The 18872-nt window shown below is 71.8% G+C and carries 18 protein-coding genes; 16 read left to right on the plus strand and 2 right to left on the minus strand.

Annotation, left to right across the window (positions count from 1 at the left end):
• Positions 1 to 59: 59 nt before the first annotated feature.
• The 12 genes from AB0878_RS28190 (at position 60) to AB0878_RS28245 (ending at position 14258) form a co-directional block, all read left to right on the plus strand.
• Positions 60 to 1346 carry a dihydroorotase gene (locus tag AB0878_RS28190; protein WP_366583247.1) on the plus strand — a complete coding sequence of 429 codons (1287 nt, stop codon included), beginning with the start codon at positions 60 to 62 and terminating at the stop codon, positions 1344 to 1346.
• Positions 1346 to 1861: a transporter gene (locus AB0878_RS28195; protein WP_366583248.1), complete on the plus strand. Its 516-nt coding sequence runs from the start codon at positions 1346 to 1348 to the stop codon at positions 1859 to 1861. Before AB0878_RS28190 ends, AB0878_RS28195 begins: the two co-directional genes overlap by 1 nt.
• On the plus strand, positions 1858 to 2991 hold the full coding sequence (carA, locus tag AB0878_RS28200) for a glutamine-hydrolyzing carbamoyl-phosphate synthase small subunit (protein ID WP_366583249.1): 1134 nt from the start codon (positions 1858 to 1860) through the stop codon (positions 2989 to 2991). Before AB0878_RS28195 ends, carA begins: the two co-directional genes overlap by 4 nt.
• Complete coding sequence (carB, locus tag AB0878_RS28205) at positions 2991 to 6305, plus strand: carbamoyl-phosphate synthase large subunit (protein ID WP_366583250.1); 3315 nt, start codon at positions 2991 to 2993, stop codon at positions 6303 to 6305. The genes carA and carB overlap by 1 nt, the downstream gene beginning before the upstream one ends.
• Complete coding sequence (gene pyrF, locus AB0878_RS28210; RefSeq protein ID WP_366583251.1) at positions 6302 to 7150, plus strand: orotidine-5'-phosphate decarboxylase; 849 nt, start codon at positions 6302 to 6304, stop codon at positions 7148 to 7150. Before carB ends, pyrF begins: the two co-directional genes overlap by 4 nt.
• A 107-nt stretch (positions 7151 to 7257) precedes the next feature.
• Positions 7258 to 7575: an integration host factor, actinobacterial type gene (gene mihF, locus AB0878_RS28215; protein ID WP_003096398.1), complete on the plus strand. Its 318-nt coding sequence runs from the start codon at positions 7258 to 7260 to the stop codon at positions 7573 to 7575.
• The gene (gene gmk, locus AB0878_RS28220) at positions 7572 to 8234 is read left to right on the plus strand and encodes a guanylate kinase (RefSeq protein ID WP_366583252.1); all 663 of its coding nucleotides are present in this window, start codon (positions 7572 to 7574) and stop codon (positions 8232 to 8234) included. Before mihF ends, gmk begins: the two co-directional genes overlap by 4 nt.
• Positions 8235 to 8257: 23 nt before the next feature.
• Positions 8258 to 8509, plus strand: a complete 252-nt coding sequence (rpoZ, locus tag AB0878_RS28225) for a DNA-directed RNA polymerase subunit omega (RefSeq protein WP_220247522.1) — start codon at positions 8258 to 8260, stop codon at positions 8507 to 8509.
• On the plus strand, positions 8502 to 9740 hold the full coding sequence (gene coaBC, locus AB0878_RS28230) for a bifunctional phosphopantothenoylcysteine decarboxylase/phosphopantothenate--cysteine ligase CoaBC (protein WP_366583253.1): 1239 nt from the start codon (positions 8502 to 8504) through the stop codon (positions 9738 to 9740). Before rpoZ ends, coaBC begins: the two co-directional genes overlap by 8 nt.
• A gap of 81 nt (positions 9741 to 9821) precedes the next feature.
• Positions 9822 to 11024, plus strand: coding sequence for a methionine adenosyltransferase (gene metK / locus AB0878_RS28235; RefSeq protein WP_220238470.1), 1203 nt, complete (start codon positions 9822 to 9824; stop codon positions 11022 to 11024).
• Between the two features lie 345 nt (positions 11025 to 11369).
• The gene (locus AB0878_RS28240; RefSeq protein ID WP_366583254.1) at positions 11370 to 13502 is read left to right on the plus strand and encodes a primosomal protein N'; all 2133 of its coding nucleotides are present in this window, start codon (positions 11370 to 11372) and stop codon (positions 13500 to 13502) included.
• 207 nt (positions 13503 to 13709) lie between these two features.
• Complete coding sequence (locus AB0878_RS28245) at positions 13710 to 14258, plus strand: GNAT family N-acetyltransferase (protein ID WP_366583255.1); 549 nt, start codon at positions 13710 to 13712, stop codon at positions 14256 to 14258.
• On the opposite strand, the gene AB0878_RS28250 is transcribed toward AB0878_RS28245, so the two are convergent.
• Both AB0878_RS28250 and AB0878_RS28255 read right to left on the minus strand, forming a co-directional pair.
• Complete coding sequence (locus AB0878_RS28250) at positions 14255 to 15382, minus strand: hypothetical protein (RefSeq protein WP_366583256.1); 1128 nt, start codon at positions 15380 to 15382, stop codon at positions 14255 to 14257. The two genes, AB0878_RS28245 and AB0878_RS28250, sit on opposite strands and share 4 nt — an antisense overlap.
• 1 nt (position 15383) lies before the next feature.
• Positions 15384 to 16448 carry a helix-turn-helix domain-containing protein gene (locus tag AB0878_RS28255; RefSeq protein WP_366583257.1) on the minus strand — a complete coding sequence of 355 codons (1065 nt, stop codon included), beginning with the start codon at positions 16446 to 16448 and terminating at the stop codon, positions 15384 to 15386.
• A 252-nt stretch (positions 16449 to 16700) separates the two neighbouring features.
• On the opposite strand from AB0878_RS28255, the gene AB0878_RS28260 reads away from it, so the two are divergent.
• The 4 genes from AB0878_RS28260 (at position 16701) to AB0878_RS28275 (ending at position 18771) form a co-directional block, all read left to right on the plus strand.
• Positions 16701 to 17330, plus strand: a complete 630-nt coding sequence (locus tag AB0878_RS28260) for a hypothetical protein (protein ID WP_366583258.1) — start codon at positions 16701 to 16703, stop codon at positions 17328 to 17330.
• A 19-nt stretch (positions 17331 to 17349) separates the two neighbouring features.
• Positions 17350 to 18012 carry a Crp/Fnr family transcriptional regulator gene (locus AB0878_RS28265; protein WP_366583259.1) on the plus strand — a complete coding sequence of 221 codons (663 nt, stop codon included), beginning with the start codon at positions 17350 to 17352 and terminating at the stop codon, positions 18010 to 18012.
• Between the two features lie 211 nt (positions 18013 to 18223).
• Positions 18224 to 18553: a hypothetical protein gene (locus AB0878_RS28270; protein ID WP_366583260.1), complete on the plus strand. Its 330-nt coding sequence runs from the start codon at positions 18224 to 18226 to the stop codon at positions 18551 to 18553.
• A complete protein-coding gene (locus AB0878_RS28275; RefSeq protein ID WP_366583261.1) occupies positions 18550 to 18771 on the plus strand; it encodes a hypothetical protein in 222 nt (73 codons plus the stop codon). Before AB0878_RS28270 ends, AB0878_RS28275 begins: the two co-directional genes overlap by 4 nt.
• The last annotated feature ends 101 nt before the right edge of the window (positions 18772 to 18872 follow it).

Below are 18872 nucleotides of genomic sequence, written 5' to 3' on the forward strand. Positions count from 1 at the left end.
CTTACCGGTCGCGGTTGCCGACCGGGTGCGGGTGTCCCGCAAGACACAGGAGCCGCTGCGTGAGCCTCGTGATCAAGGGCGCCCGCCCGTACGGGGAGGGCGAACCGGTGGACGTCCTCGTCGAGGACGGCGTGATCACCGCGATCGGTGCCGTCGAGGTCCCGGAAGACGCCGAGGTCCTCGACGCCGGGGGACAGGTGCTGCTGCCCGGGTTCGTCGACCTGCACACCCACCTGCGCGAGCCCGGCCGCGAGGACACCGAGACGATCGAGACCGGCTCGGCCGCCGCGGCGCTGGGCGGCTACACGGCCGTGTTCGCCATGGCCAACACCGACCCGGTGGCCGACAACGCGCTCGTGACCGACCACGTGTGGCGCCGCGGGCAGGAGGCCGGGCTGGTCGACGTGCACCCGGTCGGCGCCGTGACGGTGGGGCTCAAGGGCGAGAAGCTCGCCGAGCTCGGCACGATGGCCAAGGGCACCGCCGCCGTGCGCGTGTTCTCCGACGACGGCGTGTGCGTGGCCGATCCGCTGCTGATGCGCCGTGCGCTCGAATACTCGACCGCGCTCGACGCCGTGATCGCCCAGCACGCCGAGGAGCCGCGGCTCACGGTCGGCGCGCAGGCCAACGAGGGCGAGAACTCCGCGCGCCTGGGCTACCCGGGCTGGCCGGCTTCGGCCGAGGAGTCGATCGTCGCGCGCGACTGCCTGCTCGCGCTGCATGCGAAGGCGCGGCTGCACGTCTGCCATGTGTCCACTTCGGGCACCGTCGACGTGCTGAAGTGGGCGAAGGACCGCGGCACCAAGGTGTCGGCGGAGGTCACGCCGCACCACCTGCTGCTCACCGACGAGCGCCTCGAGACCTACGACCCGGTCAACAAGGTGAACCCGCCGCTGCGCACGGGCGGCGACGTCGAGAAGCTGCGCGCGGCGCTGGCCGAGGGCGTGATCGACTGCGTCGCCACCGACCACGCGCCCCACGCCGTGCAGGACAAGGACACGGAGTGGAGCGCTGCGCGCCCGGGCATGCTGGGCCTGCAGACCGCGCTGTCGGTCGTCGTCCGCGCGATGGTGGAGCCGGGCCTGCTCGACTGGCGCGGCGTCGCCCGCGTGATGAGCGAGCGGCCCGCCGCGATCGGCAACCTGCCCGACCACGGCCGCCCGCTCGAGGTCGGCGAACCCGCGAACCTGACCCTCGTGGACCCGGGTGCGGAGTGGACGGTGCGTGGCGCGGAGCTCGCCAGCATCTCCGCGAACACCCCGTACGAGGGAATGCGGCTGCCCGCCGTGGTGACGGCCACCGTGCTGCGCGGGCGGATCACCGCGCGCGAAGGGAAGATCTGCTGATGGACCGGTTCCTCCTCACACTGGGGATCGTCGTCTTCTTCCTCCTGTGCCTGTGGGGCATGTGGGTGGGCTGGCGGCGCAAGTCGCGCTCGCAGAGCGCGCAGGTGCCGCCGTTCCCGGGAATTCCCGGGGAACCCGGTGAGATCCTGCTGGAGTCGACCGGGCTCTACGTCAGCACCACCACCGCGGGCAACTGGCAGGACCGGGTCGTTACCCGGGGCGCGGGGCTGCGCACCGGCGCGGTCTGGCGCCTGCACCCGGGCGGCATCGCGGTGGAACGCGGTGGTGCGCCCGACTTCTGGATCCCGCGCGACGCGGTCACCGGGATCCGCCGCGACTCGAAGATCGCCGGGAAGGTGATGGGCACCGACGCGCTGCTCGTCGTCACCTGGCGTCTGGGAGACGCGGACCTGGACACCGGCTTCCGCGGCGACGACCTCGACGACTATCCACAGTGGATCGACCAGCTTTCCCCCGACAACTCGGATCACGACATCAAGGGAGGTGCCCAGTGAGCACCGCGAACGGCACCCGCGTCCCCGCCGCCCTGGTTCTGGAGGACGGCCGGGTCTTCCGCGGCGCGGCCTACGGCGCGCGCGGGCGGACGCTCGGCGAGGCGGTGTTCTGCACCGGCATGACCGGCTACCAGGAGACGCTGACCGACCCGTCCTACCACCGGCAGATCGTGGTGCAGACCGCGCCGCAGATCGGCAACACCGGCTGGAACGACGAGGACGACGAATCGGCCCGCATCTGGGTCTCGGGTTACGTGGTCCGCGACCCGGCCCGCACGCCGTCCAACTGGCGCAGCAAGCGCGGCCTCGACGAGGAGCTGGCCCGCCAGGGCATCGTCGGCATCTCCGAGGTCGACACGCGCACGCTCACCCGCCACCTGCGCGAGCAGGGCGCGATGCGCGCCGGCGTGTTCTCCGGCGACGCGCTGGGCAGCGACGAGCAGATGGTGGCCGAGGTCCTGGCGAGCCCGCAGATGAAGGGCGCCGACCTCGCGGGCGAGGTCTCCACGGACAAGCCCTACGTCGTCGAGGCGCAGGGCGAACGGCGCTTCCGCGTCGCCGCGCTCGACCTGGGCATCAAGTCCAACACCCCGCGCCTGATGACGCAGCGGGGCATCGAGGTCCACGTGCTGCCCGCCGCGACCACGGTCGAGGAGCTGCTCGCGGTCGAGGCCGACGGCGTCTTCCTCTCCAACGGCCCGGGCGACCCCGCGACCACCACGCACGCCACCGCGCTGACGAAGGCCGTGCTGGAGCGCGAGATCCCGCTGTTCGGCATCTGCTTCGGCAACCAGATCCTCGGCCGCGCGCTGGGGCTGGGCACCTACAAGATGCGCTACGGCCACCGCGGCATCAACATCCCGGTGATCGACGTGGCCACCGGCCGCGTCGCGATCACGGCGCAGAACCACGGCTTCGCGCTCGAAGGCGAGCCCGGTCAGCGGTTCGAGTCGCCCTACGGCGCGGCGCAGATCAGCCACTACTGCCCCAACGACGACACCGTCGAGGGCGTGCGCGCCTTCGACGTGCCGGCGTTCTCGGTGCAGTACCACCCCGAAGCCGCGGCCGGACCGCACGACGCGGCGCCCCTGTTCGACGAGTTCGTTGAGTTGATGGAGAAGGAGGCCTGATGCCGAAGAGGACGGACATCCAGCACGTGCTGGTGATCGGCTCCGGGCCGATCGTGATCGGGCAGGCCGCCGAGTTCGACTACTCGGGCACGCAGGCCTGCCGGGTGCTGCGGGCCGAGGGCCTGCGCGTGAGCCTGGTGAACTCGAACCCGGCCACCATCATGACCGACCCCGAGTTCGCCGACGCCACCTACATCGAGCCGGTCACGCCGGACTTCGTGGAGAAGGTCATCGCGGTGGAGCGGCCGGACGCGATCCTCGCGACCCTCGGTGGCCAGACCGCGCTCAACTGCGCGGTCGCGCTGCACGAGCGCGGCGTGCTCGAGAAGTACGGCGTGGAGCTGATCGGCGCCGACATCGACGCCATCCAGCGCGGCGAGGACCGGCAGAAGTTCAAGGACATCGTGCGCACTATCGGCGCCGAGGTCCCGCGCAGCCGCGTCTGCAACACGATGGAGGACGTGCGCGCCACGGTCGCCGAGCTCGGCCTGCCGGTGGTGATCCGGCCGTCGTTCACCATGGGCGGCCTGGGCTCCGGCCTGGCCTACACGCCCGAGGAGCTGGAGCGCCTGGCGTCCACCGGCCTGAGCGAGTCGCCGGTCACCGAGGTGCTCATCGAGGAGAGCGTGCTCGGCTGGAAGGAGTACGAGCTCGAGCTGATGCGCGACAAGCACGACAACGTCGTGGTCGTCTGCTCGATCGAGAACGTCGACGCGATGGGCGTCCACACGGGCGACTCCGTCACCGTCGCGCCCACGATGACGCTCACCGACCGCGAGTACCAGGTGATGCGCGACGTCGGCATCGCCGTGCTGCGCGAGGTCGGCGTGGACACCGGCGGTTGCAACATCCAGTTCGCGATCAACCCCGACGACGGGCGCATGGTCGTGATCGAGATGAACCCGCGCGTGTCCCGCTCGTCGGCGCTCGCGTCGAAGGCCACCGGGTTCCCGATCGCCAAGATCGCCGCGAAGCTCGCCATCGGCTACACGCTCGACGAGATCCAGAACGACATCACCGGCGAGACCCCGGCGGCCTTCGAGCCGACGCTGGACTACGTCGTGGTGAAGATCCCGCGCTTCGCCTTCGAGAAGTTCCCGGGCGCGGACCCGACGCTCACGACGACGATGAAGAGCGTCGGCGAGGCGATGTCCTTCGGCCGCAGCTTCCCCGAGGCGCTCGGCAAGGCCATGCGGTCGATCGAGACCAAGGCGACCGGGTTCTGGACCCTCCCGGACCCCGAGGGCGCGACCATGGAGTCCACTTTGGACTCGCTGCGCGTGCCGCACGAGGGCCGGCTGTACGAGGTGGAGCGGGCGCTGCGCCTGGGCGCCACTGTCGAGCAGGTGCACGAGGCCAGCGGCATCGACCCGTGGTTCGTGGACCAGATCGCGCTGATCGGCGAGGTCGGTTCCGAGGTGCGCGACGCGCCGGTGCTCGACGGCGAGCTGCTGCGCCGCGCCAAGCGCACGGGCCTGTCCGACCGCCAGATCGCCGCGCTGCGCCCCGAACTGGCGGGGGAGGACGGCGTGCGCTCGCTGCGCCACCGCCTCGGCGTGCGGCCGGTGTTCAAGACCGTGGACACCTGCGCGGCCGAGTTCAAGGCGGACACGCCGTACCACTACTCGGCCTACGAGACCGACCCGGCGGCGCAGTCGGAGGTCGTGGCGCAGGGTGACAAGCCGAAGGTGCTCATCCTCGGCTCCGGCCCGAACCGGATCGGGCAGGGCATCGAGTTCGACTACTCCTGCGTGCACGCGGCGATCGCGCTGCGCGAGGCCGGGTTCGAGGCCGTGATGGTCAACTGCAACCCCGAGACCGTCTCCACCGACTACGACACCTCCGACCGCCTGTACTTCGAGCCGCTGTCCTTCGAGGACGTGCTCGAGGTCGTGCACGCGGAGCAGCAGTCGGGCACCGTCGCGGGCGTGATCGTGCAGCTCGGCGGCCAGACCCCGCTGGGTCTCGCGAAGCGCCTGGCCGACGCCGGGGTGCCGGTGGTCGGCACGCCGCCGGAGGCCATCAACCTGGCCGAGGACCGCGGCGCGTTCGGCGAGGTGCTCGGCGACGCCGGGCTGCCCGCGCCGAAGTACGGCACGGCGACGTCGTTCGAGGGCGCCAAGCGGATCGCCGACGAGATCGGCTACCCGGTGCTCGTGCGCCCGTCCTACGTGCTCGGCGGGCGCGGCATGGAGATCGTCTACGACGAGGAGTCCCTCGCCGGCTACATCCGCCGCGCCACAGAGGTCACGCCCGAGCACCCGGTGCTCGTCGACCGCTTCCTCGACGACGCGATCGAGATCGACGTCGACGCGCTGTTCGACGGCGAGGAGCTCTACCTCGGCGGCGTGATGGAGCACATCGAGGAGGCCGGCATCCACTCCGGCGACTCCTCGTGCGCGCTGCCGCCGATCACGCTCGGCGCCACCGACCTCGAGGAGGTGCGCCGCTCCACCGAGGCGATCGCCCGCGGTGTCGGCGTGCGCGGCCTGCTGAACGTGCAGTACGCGCTCAAGGACGACGTGCTGTACGTGCTGGAGGCCAACCCGCGGGCCTCGCGCACGGTGCCGTTCGTCTCGAAGGCCACCGCGGTGCCGCTCGCGAAGGCGGCGGCGCTGGTCATGACCGGCTCGACGATCAAGGACCTGCGCGCCTCGGGCGTGCTGCCCGCCGAGGGTGACGGCGGCCGGATGCCGGCCGACTCGCCGGTGGCGGTCAAGGAGGCCGTCCTGCCGTTCCACCGCTTCCGCACGCCGGAGGGCCACGGGGTGGATTCCTTGCTGGGCCCGGAGATGAAGTCCACGGGCGAGGTGATGGGCGTGGACGTGTCCTTCGGGAAGGCGTTCGCGAAGTCCCAGAGCGGCGCGTACGGCTCGCTGCCGACGTCCGGGCGCGTGTTCGTCTCGGTGGCCAACCGCGACAAGCGCTCGATGGTCTTCCCGGTGAAGCGGCTGGCGGACCTCGGGTTCGAGATCCTGGCGACGTCCGGCACCGCGGAAGTGTTGCGGCGCAACGGGGTCGACTGCACGGTCGTGCGCAAGCACTACGAAGGCTCGACCGAAGCCGAGCCGAACATCGTGGACGTGATCCTCGCCGGCGGCGTCGAGATGGTCATCAACACGCCGTACGGCAACAGCGGCCCGCGCATCGACGGCTACGAGATCCGCACCGCGGCGGTGTCGCGCGACATCCCGTGCATCACCACCGTGCAGGGCGCCGCGGCGGCCGTGCACGGCATCGAGGCGCTCATCCGGGGTGACATCGGGGTGCGGAGCCTCCAGAGCCTCCAGGCGGCGCTGAAGGCCACGTCGTGAGCGGGCCCGAGCGGTTCGGCGCGCGCCTGGCGAGAGCGGTGGCGGCCCGCGGGCCGCTGTGCGCCGGGATCGACCCGCATCCGGGCCTGATCGAGTCGTGGGGCCTGCCCCTGGACGTCAGTGGTCTGGAACGGTTCGCGCTGGCCGCCACGGAGGCCCTGGCGGCCGTCACGGCGATCGTGAAGCCGCAGTCGGCGTTCTTCGAGGCGTTCGGCCCGCCCGGCGTGGCGGTGCTCGAGCGAGTCGTGGACGCGGCCCACGACGCCGGTGCGCTCGTGCTGCTGGACGTGAAGCGCGGTGACATCGGCTCCACGATGGCGGCCTACACGGCCGCGTACGTGGCCGACAAGGCCGCGTTCACGGCCGACGCGGCCACGGTTTCGCCGTATCTCGGGTTCGGCGCGCTCGATCCCGCCGTGGTGGCCGCCACGGCGGCGGGCAACGGCTTGTTCGTGCTCGCGCGCACGTCGAACCCGGAGGCCCACGCGCTGCAGAGCGCGCGGCTCGCGGACGGCCGCACGGTGGCCCAGAGCATCGTCGACGCGGCCGCGGACCACAACGCCGGTGCCGAGCCCCTCGGCGACGTCGGCGTGGTCGTGGGAGCCACGATCAGCCCCGGTGAGCTGGACCTTTCGCGGCTCAACGGACCGGTGCTGGCGCCCGGTTTCGGCGCCCAGGGGGCAACTGTGGCGGACTTAAGGGCAGTCTTCGGGCCCGGTCTGCCGGGGGTGCTGCCGGCGTCTTCGCGCGACCTGCTGCGCCACGGTCCGGACCCCGAGGCCATGCGCCGCGAGGTCGCGCGGGTCGCCGCGCTGCTGGGCCACACAGCCGAAAAAGACCAATAGCAGGCCCCGGAATCGGCCTCCACCAGCCACCCCCGCATTGTGGCGCCTGCTCAAGGGTGGGTACCGTCGCGTCACCCACCCAGATTTGAGAACTACCGGAGGAAAACGTGGCACTTCCCCAGCTGACAGAGGAACAGCGTGCTGCGGCGCTGGAGAAGGCCGCCGCCGCCCGCCGCATCCGTGCTGAGCTGAAGGAGCGGCTGAAGCGGGGCGGTACCACTCTGGTCGACGTGCTGAAGCAGGCCGAGGAGAACGAAGTCCTCGGCAAGATGAAGGTTTCGGCCCTGCTCGAGGCTCTCCCCGGCGTCGGCAAGGTTCGTGCCCAGCAGACCATGGAACGACTGGAGATCGCGCCCAGCCGCAGGCTCCGCGGGCTCGGCGACCGGCAGCGCAAGGCGCTGCTGGCCGAGTTCAGCGGAGAGTGAGCGGCGTCGGTCAGGACTACCCGGTGATCCGGGGCACCGACCGCGACGGTGAGCCGGTGGCGGGGGACACCTCCCGCCACCGGCTCACCGTCGTCTCGGGGCCTTCCGGAGTCGGGAAGTCGAGCGTGGTGGGGGAGCTGCGCAAGCTCGAACCGGACATCTACTTCAGCGTTTCGGTCACGACGCGGAAGCCGAGGCCCGGAGAGGTCGACGGGAGCCACTACCACTTCGTGGAGCGGGCGGAGTTCGACCGGATGGTCGCCGAAGGGCGGCTGCTGGAGTGGGCGGAGTTCGCGGGCAACTGCTACGGCACGCCGCGCGAGCCCGTGGAGCGGGCCCTGGCCGAGGGCCGGCCCGCCGTGCTGGAGATCGAACTGCAGGGCGCGCGGCAGGTCCGGGCGGCCATGCCGGAGGCCCGGCTGGTGATGCTGATGCCACCGTCGTGGGACGAGCTGGTCGGCAGGCTCACCGGGCGCGGCACCGAGTCGGAGGCCGCCGTGCAGGCCCGGCTCGCCGAGGCGGAACGCGAACTGGCGGCCGCGGGCGAGTTCGACCACCGGCTCGTGAACGCCGACGTGGGGACCGCCGCGGCGCGGTTGCTAGACTTGATTACCGGTGGCGATTCCTCTGCCGCCGATATCCTGGACGAGACGGAGTAGCACGAGTGGCTGTTCAACAGGCGATGCTTGAAGAGCTCGAGGGCATCACCAACCCGCCGATCGACGACCTGCTCGAAAAGGTCTCCTCGAAGTACGCGCTGGTGATCTACTCGGCCAAGCGCGCGCGTCAGATCAACGACTACTACGCCCAGCTGGGCGAGGGTCTGCTGGAGTACGTCGGCCCCCTCGTGGAGCCGGGCCCCCGCGAGAAGCCGCTGTCGATCGCGCTGCGCGAGATCCACGGTGGCCTGCTCGAGCACACCGAGGGTGAGTGACACCAAGCCCAGGATCGTCCTGGGCGTGGGCGGCGGCATCGCCGCCTACAAGGCCTGTGAGGTCCTGCGAGGCCTCACCGAGTCCGGGCACGACGTCCGCGTGGTGCCCACCGAGGCCGCGCTGAACTTCGTCGGCGCGGCCACCTTCGAGGCCCTCTCGGGACACCCGGTGCACACCGGGGTGTTCACGGAGGTGCCCGAGGTGCAGCACGTGCGCGTCGGCAAGGAAGCCGACCTCGTGCTGATCGTCCCGGCGACCGCCAACCTGCTGGCCAAGGCCGCGCACGGCATCGCCGACGACCTCCTCACCACGACCCTGCTCACCGCCCGGTGTCCGGTCGCCTTCTTCCCGGCGATGCACACGGAGATGTGGGAGCACCAGGCCACGCAGGACAACGTCGCATTGCTGCGGTCGCGCGGCATGGTCGTGACCGAGCCCGCCGCCGGCCGCCTCACGGGCGTCGACACCGGCAAGGGCCGGCTGGCCGACCCGGCCGAGATCGTGGACCTGGCCCGCCTGCTCCTCGACGAGCCCCGCGCGCTGCCGCGCGACCTCGAGGGCCTGCGCGTGGTCGTCTCCGCGGGCGGCACGCGGGAGCCGCTGGACCCCGTCCGCTACCTGGGCAACCGTTCGTCGGGCAAGCAGGGTTTCGCGCTCGCGCGCGTGGCCGCCCAGCGCGGCGCCGACGTGACGTTGATCGCCGCCCACACCGTGGAGCTGCCCCAGCCCGCCGGTGCGCGCGTGGAGCGCGTGTCGAGCGCGGAGGAGCTGCGCAAGGCCGTGCACGCGGCCGCCGCGGACGCCGACGTGGTCGTGATGGCCGCCGCCGTCGCCGACTTCCGGCCGGCGACCAGGGCCGACTACAAGATCAAGAAGTCCGACGACTCGCCCGACCCGGTGATCACCCTCGACCGCAACGCCGACATCCTCGCCGAGCTGGTCCAGGGCCGGCGCGAGGGCCAGACGGTGGTCGGGTTCGCCGCCGAGACGGGCGACGAGCACGGCAGCGTGCTCGACCACGCCCGCACGAAGCTGCGGCGCAAGGGTGCCGACCTGCTGGTGGTCAACGCGGTGGGCGACGGCAAGGCGTTCGGCACGGAGGACAACTCCGGCTGGCTGCTGGCCGCCGACGGCACCGAGCAGGCGATCCCGCTCGGCGCGAAGGCGCGGCTCGCGGCCACAGTGTGGGACGCTGTAACAAGCTTGCGCGAACGTCGACTCCAGCACTAGGCCTTCTGGGTAATGTAGGGCCGTGTAAGGGGTACCTAAGTTCGCGGGTACCGAGCCGAAACCGAGGGAAGTGACGAGGTCGTGACTGCGTCCACCAAAAGGCTGTTCACGTCGGAATCGGTGACCGAGGGCCATCCCGACAAGATCTGTGACGCCATCAGCGACTCGATCCTCGACGGCCTGCTCACCAAGGACCCGCGCAGCCGGGTCGCCGTGGAGACGCTCATCACCACGGGCCAGGTGCACGTGGCAGGTGAGGTGACCACCGAGGCCTACGCCGACATCCCCACGATCGTGCGGGACGTGATCCTGCGGATCGGCTACGACTCGTCGGCCAAGGGCTTCGACGGCAACTCGTGCGGCGTCAACGTGGCGATCGGCTCCCAGTCGCCGGACATCGCGCAGGGCGTCGACACCGCGTACGAGTCGCGCGTGGAATCCGACGAGGACGAGATCAACCGCCAGGGCGCCGGCGACCAGGGCCTGATGTTCGGCTACGCCTGCTCGGACACGCCCGAGCTGATGCCGCTGCCGATCGCGCTGGCCCACCGCCTGTCGCGCCGGCTGACCGCGGTCCGCAAGGACGGCGTGCTGCCGTACCTGCGCCCGGACGGCAAGACCCAGGTCACCATCGAGTACGCGGGTGAGCAGCCCGTGCGCCTCGACACGGTCGTCGTGTCCACGCAGCACGCCGACGGCATCGACCTCGAGCAGATGCTCGGCGTCGACGTGAAGCAGCACGTGGTGGAGCCGGAGCTGGCCGAACTGGGCCTCGACACGGCCGGCACCCGCCTGCTGGTCAACCCGACCGGCCGCTTCGTGATCGGCGGCCCGATGGGCGACGCCGGCCTGACCGGCCGCAAGATCATCGTCGACACCTACGGCGGCATGGCCCGCCACGGCGGTGGCGCCTTCTCGGGCAAGGACCCGTCCAAGGTCGACCGCTCCGCCGCGTACGCGATGCGCTGGGTGGCCAAGAACGTCGTCGCCGCCGGGCTGGCCGGGCGCGTCGAGGTGCAGGTGGCGTACGCGATCGGCAAGGCCGCGCCGGTGGGCCTGTTCGTGGAGACGTTCGGCACCGAGACGGTCGACCCGACGAAGATCCAGGACGCCATCAGCGAGGTCTTCGACCTCCGCCCGGCCGCGATCATCCGCGACCTCGACCTGCTGCGCCCGATCTACGCGCCGACCGCCGCGTACGGCCACTTCGGCCGCACGGACCTCGACCTGCCCTGGGAGAGCACCGCACGCGCCGACGCGCTGCGTTCGCTCGCGGGTGCCTGAGTTTCCGTCTGTTCTGCCGTTCGTGAAGGGCCCTGTGAAGGAATCGGATTCCTTCGCGGGGCCCTTCACGGCTTTCCGGCTGCGGCGCCGCTCTTGCGCAGCGCACCGAATGCCGCGTTGGGTGCGTTGGAGGCACCGAACGCGACATTGGGTGCGTTGGGCGCCGAACGCCGCGTTCGTTGCGTTGGGTGCACCGAGCGCCGTGTTGGGGGCGGTACGCACCGAGCGCCGCGTTGGGTGCGTTGAGCGCAACCAACGCCACATTGGGGGCGGTGGGCGCACCGAAAGCGGCATTGGGGAGTTCTGGCGGTGGGACCGTCGGTGGGGTCTGGTAGAGATCTCGGGGTGAGCAGCTCCGAACCCGCCCCGCTGTGGGACCTTCCGGAGCCTTCGCGCTCCGCCTCGGAGCCGAAGGCGTCGGCGCCGCGCGCCAGGAAGCCGGCCGCAGGTGCGGGGAAGGCCGCGGCAGCGCGGAAAGCCGGGCCGCGCAAGGGGGCGCAGCAGCCGGCGCCCGAGCTGCCCGTGGCGAAGATCGTGGTGGACATCCCGCTGGCGCACCTGGACCGGACGTTCGACTACCAGGTGCCCGACAAGCTGCACGAGGCCGCGGTGCCGGGCTGCCGGGTGCGGGTGCGGTTCGCGGGGCAGCTCGTGGACGGCTACCTCGTCGAGCGCACGGACACCACGGAGTACGAGCGGAAGCTGGCGTACCTGGAGCGCGTCACGTCGAGTGAGCCCGTGCTGCCGCCTTCGCTGCACGCCGTGTGCCGGTCGGTGGCCGACCGCTACGGCGGCACCCTGTCCGACGTGCTGCGCCTGGCTTTGCCGCCGCGCCACGCCAAAGCGGAGGCCGAGCCTGCGGCAGAACCGGCGCCGCCGCCGGAGGTGCCGGACGTGTCGGCGTGGGCGAAGTACCAGCGGGGTCCGGCGTTCCTGGACGCCGTGGCCGACGGCAAGCCGGCCAACGCGGTGTGGCAGGCCCTGCCGGGCGAGGACTGGCCGCGCCGGCTCGCGGAGGCCGCGGCGGTGGCGGCGTCGTGCGGCCGGGGTGCGGTGCTCGTGGTGCCGGATCATCGGGACCTCACGCGGGTGCACGAGGCTTGTGTCGCGTTGATGGACGATTCGTCGGTGGTGGCGTTGATCGCCGGGCTGGGGCCGGCGGAGCGGTACCGGCGGTGGCTCGCCGTGCTGCGCGGCAGCGTCCGGGTCGTGGTGGGCACGCGCGCGGCGATGTTCGCGCCGGTGGCCGACCCGGGCCTGTTCGTGGTGTGGGACGACGGCGACGACCTGCACCTCGACCCGCACGCGCCCTACCCGCACGTGCGCGACGTGCTCATGGACCGCGCGCACGCCACGAAATCGTCGCTGCTCGTCGGCGGCTTCGCGCGGACGGCGGAGGCGCAGCTGCTCGTGGAGTCGGGCTGGGCGCAGGCCGTGCTGGCCGACCGCGCCGAGCTGCGCGCGGCCGCCCCGCGCGTGACGCCGGTGGGGGAGGACTTCGACGTCGCCCGCGACGAGGCTGCGCGCGTGGCCCGCCTGCCCGCTGTCGCGTTCGAAGCGGCGCGCCAGGCGTTCGCCGCCGGCCTCCCGGCCCTGGTCCAGGTGCCCCGGCGCGGCTACGTCCCGGGCCTGGCCTGTGGCAACTGCCGCACGCCCGCGCACTGCCGCCGTTGCGCCGGCCCGCTGGCGCTGCCCGGCGGCTCGGTGGACGGCGCGCCGAAGCCGCCCGCGTGCCGCTGGTGCGGCGTGCCGGAGACCGCGTTCCGTTGCCAGGCTTGCGGTTCCGTGCGGCTGCGCGCGGTGATCGTGGGCGCGAAACGGACGGCTGAGGAACTGGGCCGGGCCTTCCCGGGCGTTCCCGTGCGCACTTCCGGCGCCGCGGAAGTCTTGGCCACGGTGCCGGGCCGCCCCGCACTGGTGGTCTGCACCCCCGGCGCCGAACCGGTCGCCGAGGGCGGCTACGGCGCCGCGCTGCTCCTCGACGGCTGGGCCCTGCTCGGCCGCCAGGACCTGCGGGCCGCCGAGGAAACCCTGCGCCGCTGGATGGCCGCCGGCGCCCTCGTCCGCCCGGCCGCTTCCGGCGGCCGCATCGTGGTGGGCGCCGAGGCCGGCCTGTCCGTGGTCCAGGCCCTGGTCCGCTGGGACCCGGCCTGGCACGCCGCCCTGGAGCTCGGCCAGCGCCGCGAACTGGGCTTCCCGCCCGCCATGCGCATGGCCAGCGTCGAAGGCACGCCCGACGCCGTCGCCTCCGTCCTCGACGATCTGCCCCTCCCCGACACCGGCGAAGTCCTCGGCCCCGTCCCCCTCGGCGACCTCGACCCCGACGGCAACGCCTCCCGCGAACGCGCCCTCGTCCGCGTCGCCCGCCCGGAGGGCAAAACCCTGGCCGCCCTCCTCCACGACGCCGCCGCCCGCCGCGACGCCCGTAAGGCGTCCGAACCGATCCGGATCCAGCTCGACCCACTGGAGCTGATCTAGCGCCGGAAGCGGGTTGTCCGGACCATTGCGGGCTCGGACCGTTTCGTTTCGGCCTTGATCGGGCATGTGGACAACGGTCGGGGGGAGGACTCGGCCGAACCACGCCCATCGGGCCCCGGACCAGGTTCCGTTGCTCCGTGTGCGCTCCGGGACTGCTGCGTTCGCTGGCTGCACGCTTCCTCCGGGTCCCTTTACGCTGGAGGCGCGATGTTCAGGACCGATCCGCGCGACGCCGACGGCTGCCCGGCCGGTGAAGGGGCGACCGCGCCCTCGATCCGGGAGGCCGATCCGGCGGACGTCGAGGCGCTCGGCGCCGCACTGGGGGAGCCGAAGTACTTCGCGGACCGGCTCGGGCGGCAGGCCGAGGGGCTGGGGGTGCTGTTCACCGCGTGGTGGGCGGGCCGGCCGGTCGGGGACCTGTACGTGTGGCTCGAGGACGCCGAGGAACGCGAGATCCGGCGCCGCCTGCCGGGGGTGCCGTTGCTGATGCACCTGGAGGTGCTGCCGGCCGTGCGCAACCGAGGGGTCGGCCGCGCGCTCATGCTCGCGGCCGAGGACCGGCTGGCCGAGCTCGGCCACCACCGCGGCGCCTTGGCCGTGCGAACGGACAACACCGACGCGGCCCGCCTGTACCGCCGCCTCGGCTATCGGGACTGGGGCCACGGCACCGTCGTCTGCTACGCCGAGCGCACGGCCGCCGACGGCCGCACCGTGTCCGAAGCCGAGGTGTGCCACGTGCTGGTGAAGAACCTCTAGCTCTGCTGCACCAGCCCGGTGATGCGCAGGGTGCGGAACGCGCCGCCGATGCCGTCGGCCTCGTGCTGCTCGTGGAGCTCGGTCACGTGCGCGCACCAGGTCGCCCGGTCCTCCTGCCAAGCCCGCAGGTAGCTCGCGCACAACTCGGCCTCGAGCACGTTCTCGCTCTGGTGCAAGGCAGTGCGCAGCGCTTCGCTCATGTTGTCGCGCCGGGTGGGTTCCAGCCCGGTCGCTTCCTGCACCTGCAGCATCGCCTTGCGGATGAAGTTCCGGCGCTGGACGAGGAACTCGGCCCAGTAGTCCTCGGTCGCGTCGGGGAGGCCGAGACCCCGGTCGAGCAGGGCGTAGACGCCTTCCGCGAGGGTGTCGCCCAGTTCCTCGTTCTCGGCGCGGATCAGGTTGTACGGGTCGTAGTCCGCCTGGAACGCGCTTCCGGTGAGCGCCGTGCGCCGCAACCCGTTGTCGCCCAGCAGGAAGAACCAGTCTTCGTTGTAGATGTCCGGGAAGAACGAGTCGAGGCACTGCTCGCCCACGACCAGCGCCCCGCCGCCGACGAAGGTGTCCTGCCACCCGCCGGACTCGCGATAGGCGTGGCAGACCACGGAGTTGTCCGGCATGCCGATGTTGTTCAGGCCCACGGCCGCGTACTCGCCCAGAAGGCCCGCGGCCTCACGCAGGTCGGCCGGACGGGGCAGCGTGATGTCGTCGTCGAGGAACAGCACCCGGTCCCAGCGTGCGAGGCCCGCGACGAGCAGCCCCAGGTTGCGCTTGAGGCTCGTGTCGGCGCCGCGGAGCAGCTCGTGGCGCCGCAGCAGCTCAGTCGTGGCGAACTGGGGCATGACCTTCGCGGGGAGGTCGTCGGTGTCGATCGCGAAGGCCCGCACGCCGGCCTTTTTCGCCGCCAGCACGACCTGGTCGGCCTTTGCCGCGTGGCTGCACAGCAGGAGGACCGGCACATCGAGCTCGCGGGCGATGTCCCAGACGTGGACCAGCGCGTGCTCGTCACGGCCGTTAGGCACCACGATCGCGTCCAGCTCGGCCTGGGGAGTCCTCCCGGCACCGACCTCGGCCAGCAGGCGCCGGTGGGTGGTGTGCTGCGCCGGCGCTCCGACGGCAGTGGTCATCTCAGCTCGTTTCTGGCCATTCGTGCAGCCGGTGCTCCGCCAGCGTCCAGTCGGGGGTGAGCCCCTGGTTGTTGAAGATGGGCACGCGGCTGATGATGCTGAAGGAGTCCGCGTGGGCGAATCGCGCGTCCAGGTGGGCCTGGTTGCGATCGCGGAAACGCGGGTCGGTCAGCGCTCGCACGGCTCCGAGGGTTCCCCGGCCGTACATCCCGTTGCACACGGTGACGGTGCGTTTGCGGTTGAGCGGGTTGACTCCGTGGTAGAAGAGCGCGACGTCCGCGACGAGGGTGTCGTCGGGTGACGTCTGGGCGTTGAAACGTTCGGTCGTACCGTCCGGGTGCGTTACCTCGAAGCTGCCCGGCACGTCCTCGCCCGGGCCGCCTCGGCCGATCTGTCGCACCGGCGCGTCGATCAGGTTGAGCAGCTCACGGGTCTGCGGGTTGAAGTCGACGCCACCGAGCAGCACGAGGTGCGCCGTGTAGTCCTTGGGTCGCAGGGGGACGCGGGGGTTCGCGGTGCGGAAGGAGACGTTGCTGGTGGGGTTGCAGGCCCGGATGTGGCCGTACAGCTCGATCAGTGCGTCCGGGTCGGCGTAGCTGAAGAGCCGGGAGTAGTCGGGACTGGCGGGATCCGCGTAGCCGATCCGCATGTCCTCGGGCAGCTGGGCGTCGACGATCACGACGTCTTCGTTCGGCGGGAACCGCCAGACGTTGCCCGGCGCGAACTCGGCCGAGCCCGTCGCCTCGTGGGAACCGCCGCGCAGCTCGGTCAGCTCGGCGAGCAGGTCCTCGCGCCCGCGTTGCTCGTCCTCGGTGAGCTGCTCAGCCTGCAGCAGGCGGAAGGACGGCCCCTCGACCGACCGGCGGGTGGCGAAGAACGTGGCGTACGCGTCGAGCCGCAGCATCGGCGGCGACACCGGGTTGCCGGTGTTCTCCCAGGACGAGAGCAGCGTGTTGCTCACCCCGAACACGTCGGCGAGCTGGCGTTGGGTGATCTGCACCCCGGGCCAGGTCTCCTTCCGCAGCGCGCGGAGGCGTCCGGCGAGGGCGGGGCTCGGCTGGGACACGACTTCAGACCTTTCAGTGAAGTCCACTGGAACGCGAGTGACGAAGATTGTACACGGAGAGTACTGGAACGGCGTGGAAGGCTCGTCGGGACGTCTCCGGCGGAGAATTGAGGGGTTGTTCAGTTCGCGGATCGGCAAAAGTCCTAGGGAGAACTTAAGTCTAAGGCCCTGTTCAGGTTCAGTCGCAGCCTTTATAGTTCGATCTATGGAAGTCTACTGGATTTCAGGAACCACCTGAACAGGGGGTCGGCCATGGACACCAGCGTTCTGCACGTGCCACTGCATCGAGCGATCGTGGTGGTCGACATCGAGGGGTCGACCACCCGCACCAACCCCGCTCGGGCGCGGCTGCGCGCGATTCTGTTCGACCTGCTCGACGAGGCGTTCCGCGCCGGCGGCATCGCGGAGGGGTTCCGGGACCCGTTCGTGGATCGCGGGGATGGCGCGTTGTGCCTGGTCCGGCCGGTCGACGAGGCGCCGAAGACGGTCCTGCTCGCCGAGGTGGTGCCCGCGCTGGCGGAGCTCCTCGCGCGGCACAACGCCGAGGGGCCCGACGAGGCCTTCCGGCTCCGGGCGGCGATCCACGCCGGCGAGGTGCACTACGACCTGCACGGCCCCTACGGCGAGGACGTCGACCTCGCCTGCCGGCTGCTCGACGCCGCCGACCTGCGGCGCCGGCTGCGCACCACCGACGCGCCGCTCGCGCTGGCGGTCTCCGAGGCCATCCACTGGTCGGTGGTCCGCCACGACTACGACGGCATCGACCGGGCCGCGTTCACCGACGCGTTCCACGTGCGAGTGGGCGGCCGGCGGATGCGGGGCTGGCTCCGCACCGCCGACTGGGCCGGGGCCGGCAGCCCCAGAACGGGGCTCACCGCCTGACGACCCGGGAGGTGACCCCGTGGACACGACCGGATTCTGGCGCGCGCTCGGCGCCACCGAGCGCGACAAGGTCGCGGAGCTCGCGGTCCGGCGCAGCTACCGCCGTGGCGACCTGGTGTGCCGCGAGGGGGATCACGCCGCCGTGGTGGTGCTCCTGCTGGCCGGACACGTCCGGATCACCATCGCCACCTCGGACGGGCGCGAGGTCGTGATCGCCGTGCGCGGCGCGGGCGACGTGGTCGGCGAGCTCGGCGCCATCGACGGCGGCCCGCGCTCGGCGACCGTCGCGGCGCTCGACGACCTCGACGCGTTAGTCGTGCCGGCTCCCCGGTTCGCCGCGCTGGCGCGGCGCGAGCCCACCATCTCGTGGGCGCTGCTGCTGGTCCTGGCCGAACGCCTGCGCGACGCCGGCCGCCAGCGGCTCGACGTCGGCGGCGGCACCATCACCCGCCGCGTCGCGGCGCTGTTGATGCAGCTGGCCGTGCAGCACGGGGTGCGCCGCGGGGACGACATCGTCATCGCGATCCCCGGCACGCAGGCCGAACTCGCCACCACGGCGGCGATTTCGCGGGAGTCGTGGGCGCGGGTCACGCGGGAGCTCCGGCGGCTCGGGGTGGTCAGTACCTCGCGGGGCCAAGTGGTCGTGCACCAGCTCGCGGAACTCGGCCGGCTCGCGCGCTGAGTCGTCGCAACCGGCGGGGATTTCCCTGCACCACGGCCGGTTCGGGGGCGCGCGGCTGTGGATTTCCCGGCGCAGTGGGCATTCCTGTGCGCTCAACGCGGGTTGAAACCGGAAAATCAGGCCCGCGAGTTTCCCCGAACGTGTCTGCAGACACAGATTTCCCTGCGCCACAGCGGAATCCTGGTGGTACACACTCACGACGGAGGCAGCCATGGACCCGTTTCTTCCCTCCCCGCAACCGATTCGCTGGCGCCGCGGGGTCTACGCGGCCGCGTTGGTCATCCCGTTCACCGTGACGCAGGTGTGGGCGCTGCTCGTGCTCCTGAGCGTCGCCGACTTCAGCGGCCTTGTCGCGCAAGCGGTTCTGGTGCTCGTGCTCGGCTCGGTGGTCTCGCTCGCCGTCGGCTGGCGCTGGGCCTGGCGCCTGGGTTCCGAACGCCGCCGCGCGCTCGAAACCCGCCGCGAGTTCGAGGCCTGGCGCGATGCCGCACGCGAAATCCCGCCGGCCGAACGAATCGGTGCCGGGCGAGGCCGCCGATGAACGCGCTGGCGGCCGCCGCCACCGGGAGCGGCCCGGACCCGTCGACGGTCGTACTGGTGGTTGCCCTCGTCGTGTTCGTCGTCGCCGTCCGGATCGTGCGGCGGATCGTCGGCTTCGTCGTGAAGACGGCCGCGTCGGCCGCGGCGCTGGCCGGCGTCGTCATGGCGGTCGGCGGCCTCGGCGGACTCACGACGCTGGCCGTTCTCGTCCTCCAGTAGGCCGTCCGCGTTCTCCTTGCCCCACCACGATTCCCGGGCGGCCGGGAACCCGGTCCCGCACCTGGCGGGGACCGGGTTTTCTCTTTTCGGCGCAGGAACCC

It is taken from the genome of Amycolatopsis sp. NPDC047767 (genome assembly GCF_040704195.1).
GTDB lineage: Bacteria > Actinomycetota > Actinomycetes > Mycobacteriales > Pseudonocardiaceae > Amycolatopsis.

Excerpts from the sequence above, each read along its gene's own strand:
- AB0878_RS28195 (WP_366583248.1), top strand. The coding sequence starts at position 1,346 with ATGGACCGGTTCCTCCTCACACTGGGGATCGTCGTCTTCTTCCTCCTG.
- carB (WP_366583250.1), top strand. The coding sequence starts at position 2,991 with ATGCCGAAGAGGACGGACATCCAGCACGTGCTGGTGATCGGCTCCGGG.
- rpoZ (WP_220247522.1), top strand. The coding sequence starts at position 8,258 with ATGCTTGAAGAGCTCGAGGGCATCACCAACCCGCCGATCGACGACCTG.
- AB0878_RS28245 (WP_366583255.1), top strand. The coding sequence starts at position 13,710 with ATGTTCAGGACCGATCCGCGCGACGCCGACGGCTGCCCGGCCGGTGAA.
- AB0878_RS28250 (WP_366583256.1), bottom strand. The coding sequence starts at position 15,382 with ATGACCACTGCCGTCGGAGCGCCGGCGCAGCACACCACCCACCGGCGC.
- AB0878_RS28260 (WP_366583258.1), top strand. The coding sequence starts at position 16,701 with ATGGACACCAGCGTTCTGCACGTGCCACTGCATCGAGCGATCGTGGTG.
- AB0878_RS28270 (WP_366583260.1), top strand. The coding sequence starts at position 18,224 with ATGGACCCGTTTCTTCCCTCCCCGCAACCGATTCGCTGGCGCCGCGGG.
- AB0878_RS28275 (WP_366583261.1), top strand. The coding sequence starts at position 18,550 with ATGAACGCGCTGGCGGCCGCCGCCACCGGGAGCGGCCCGGACCCGTCG.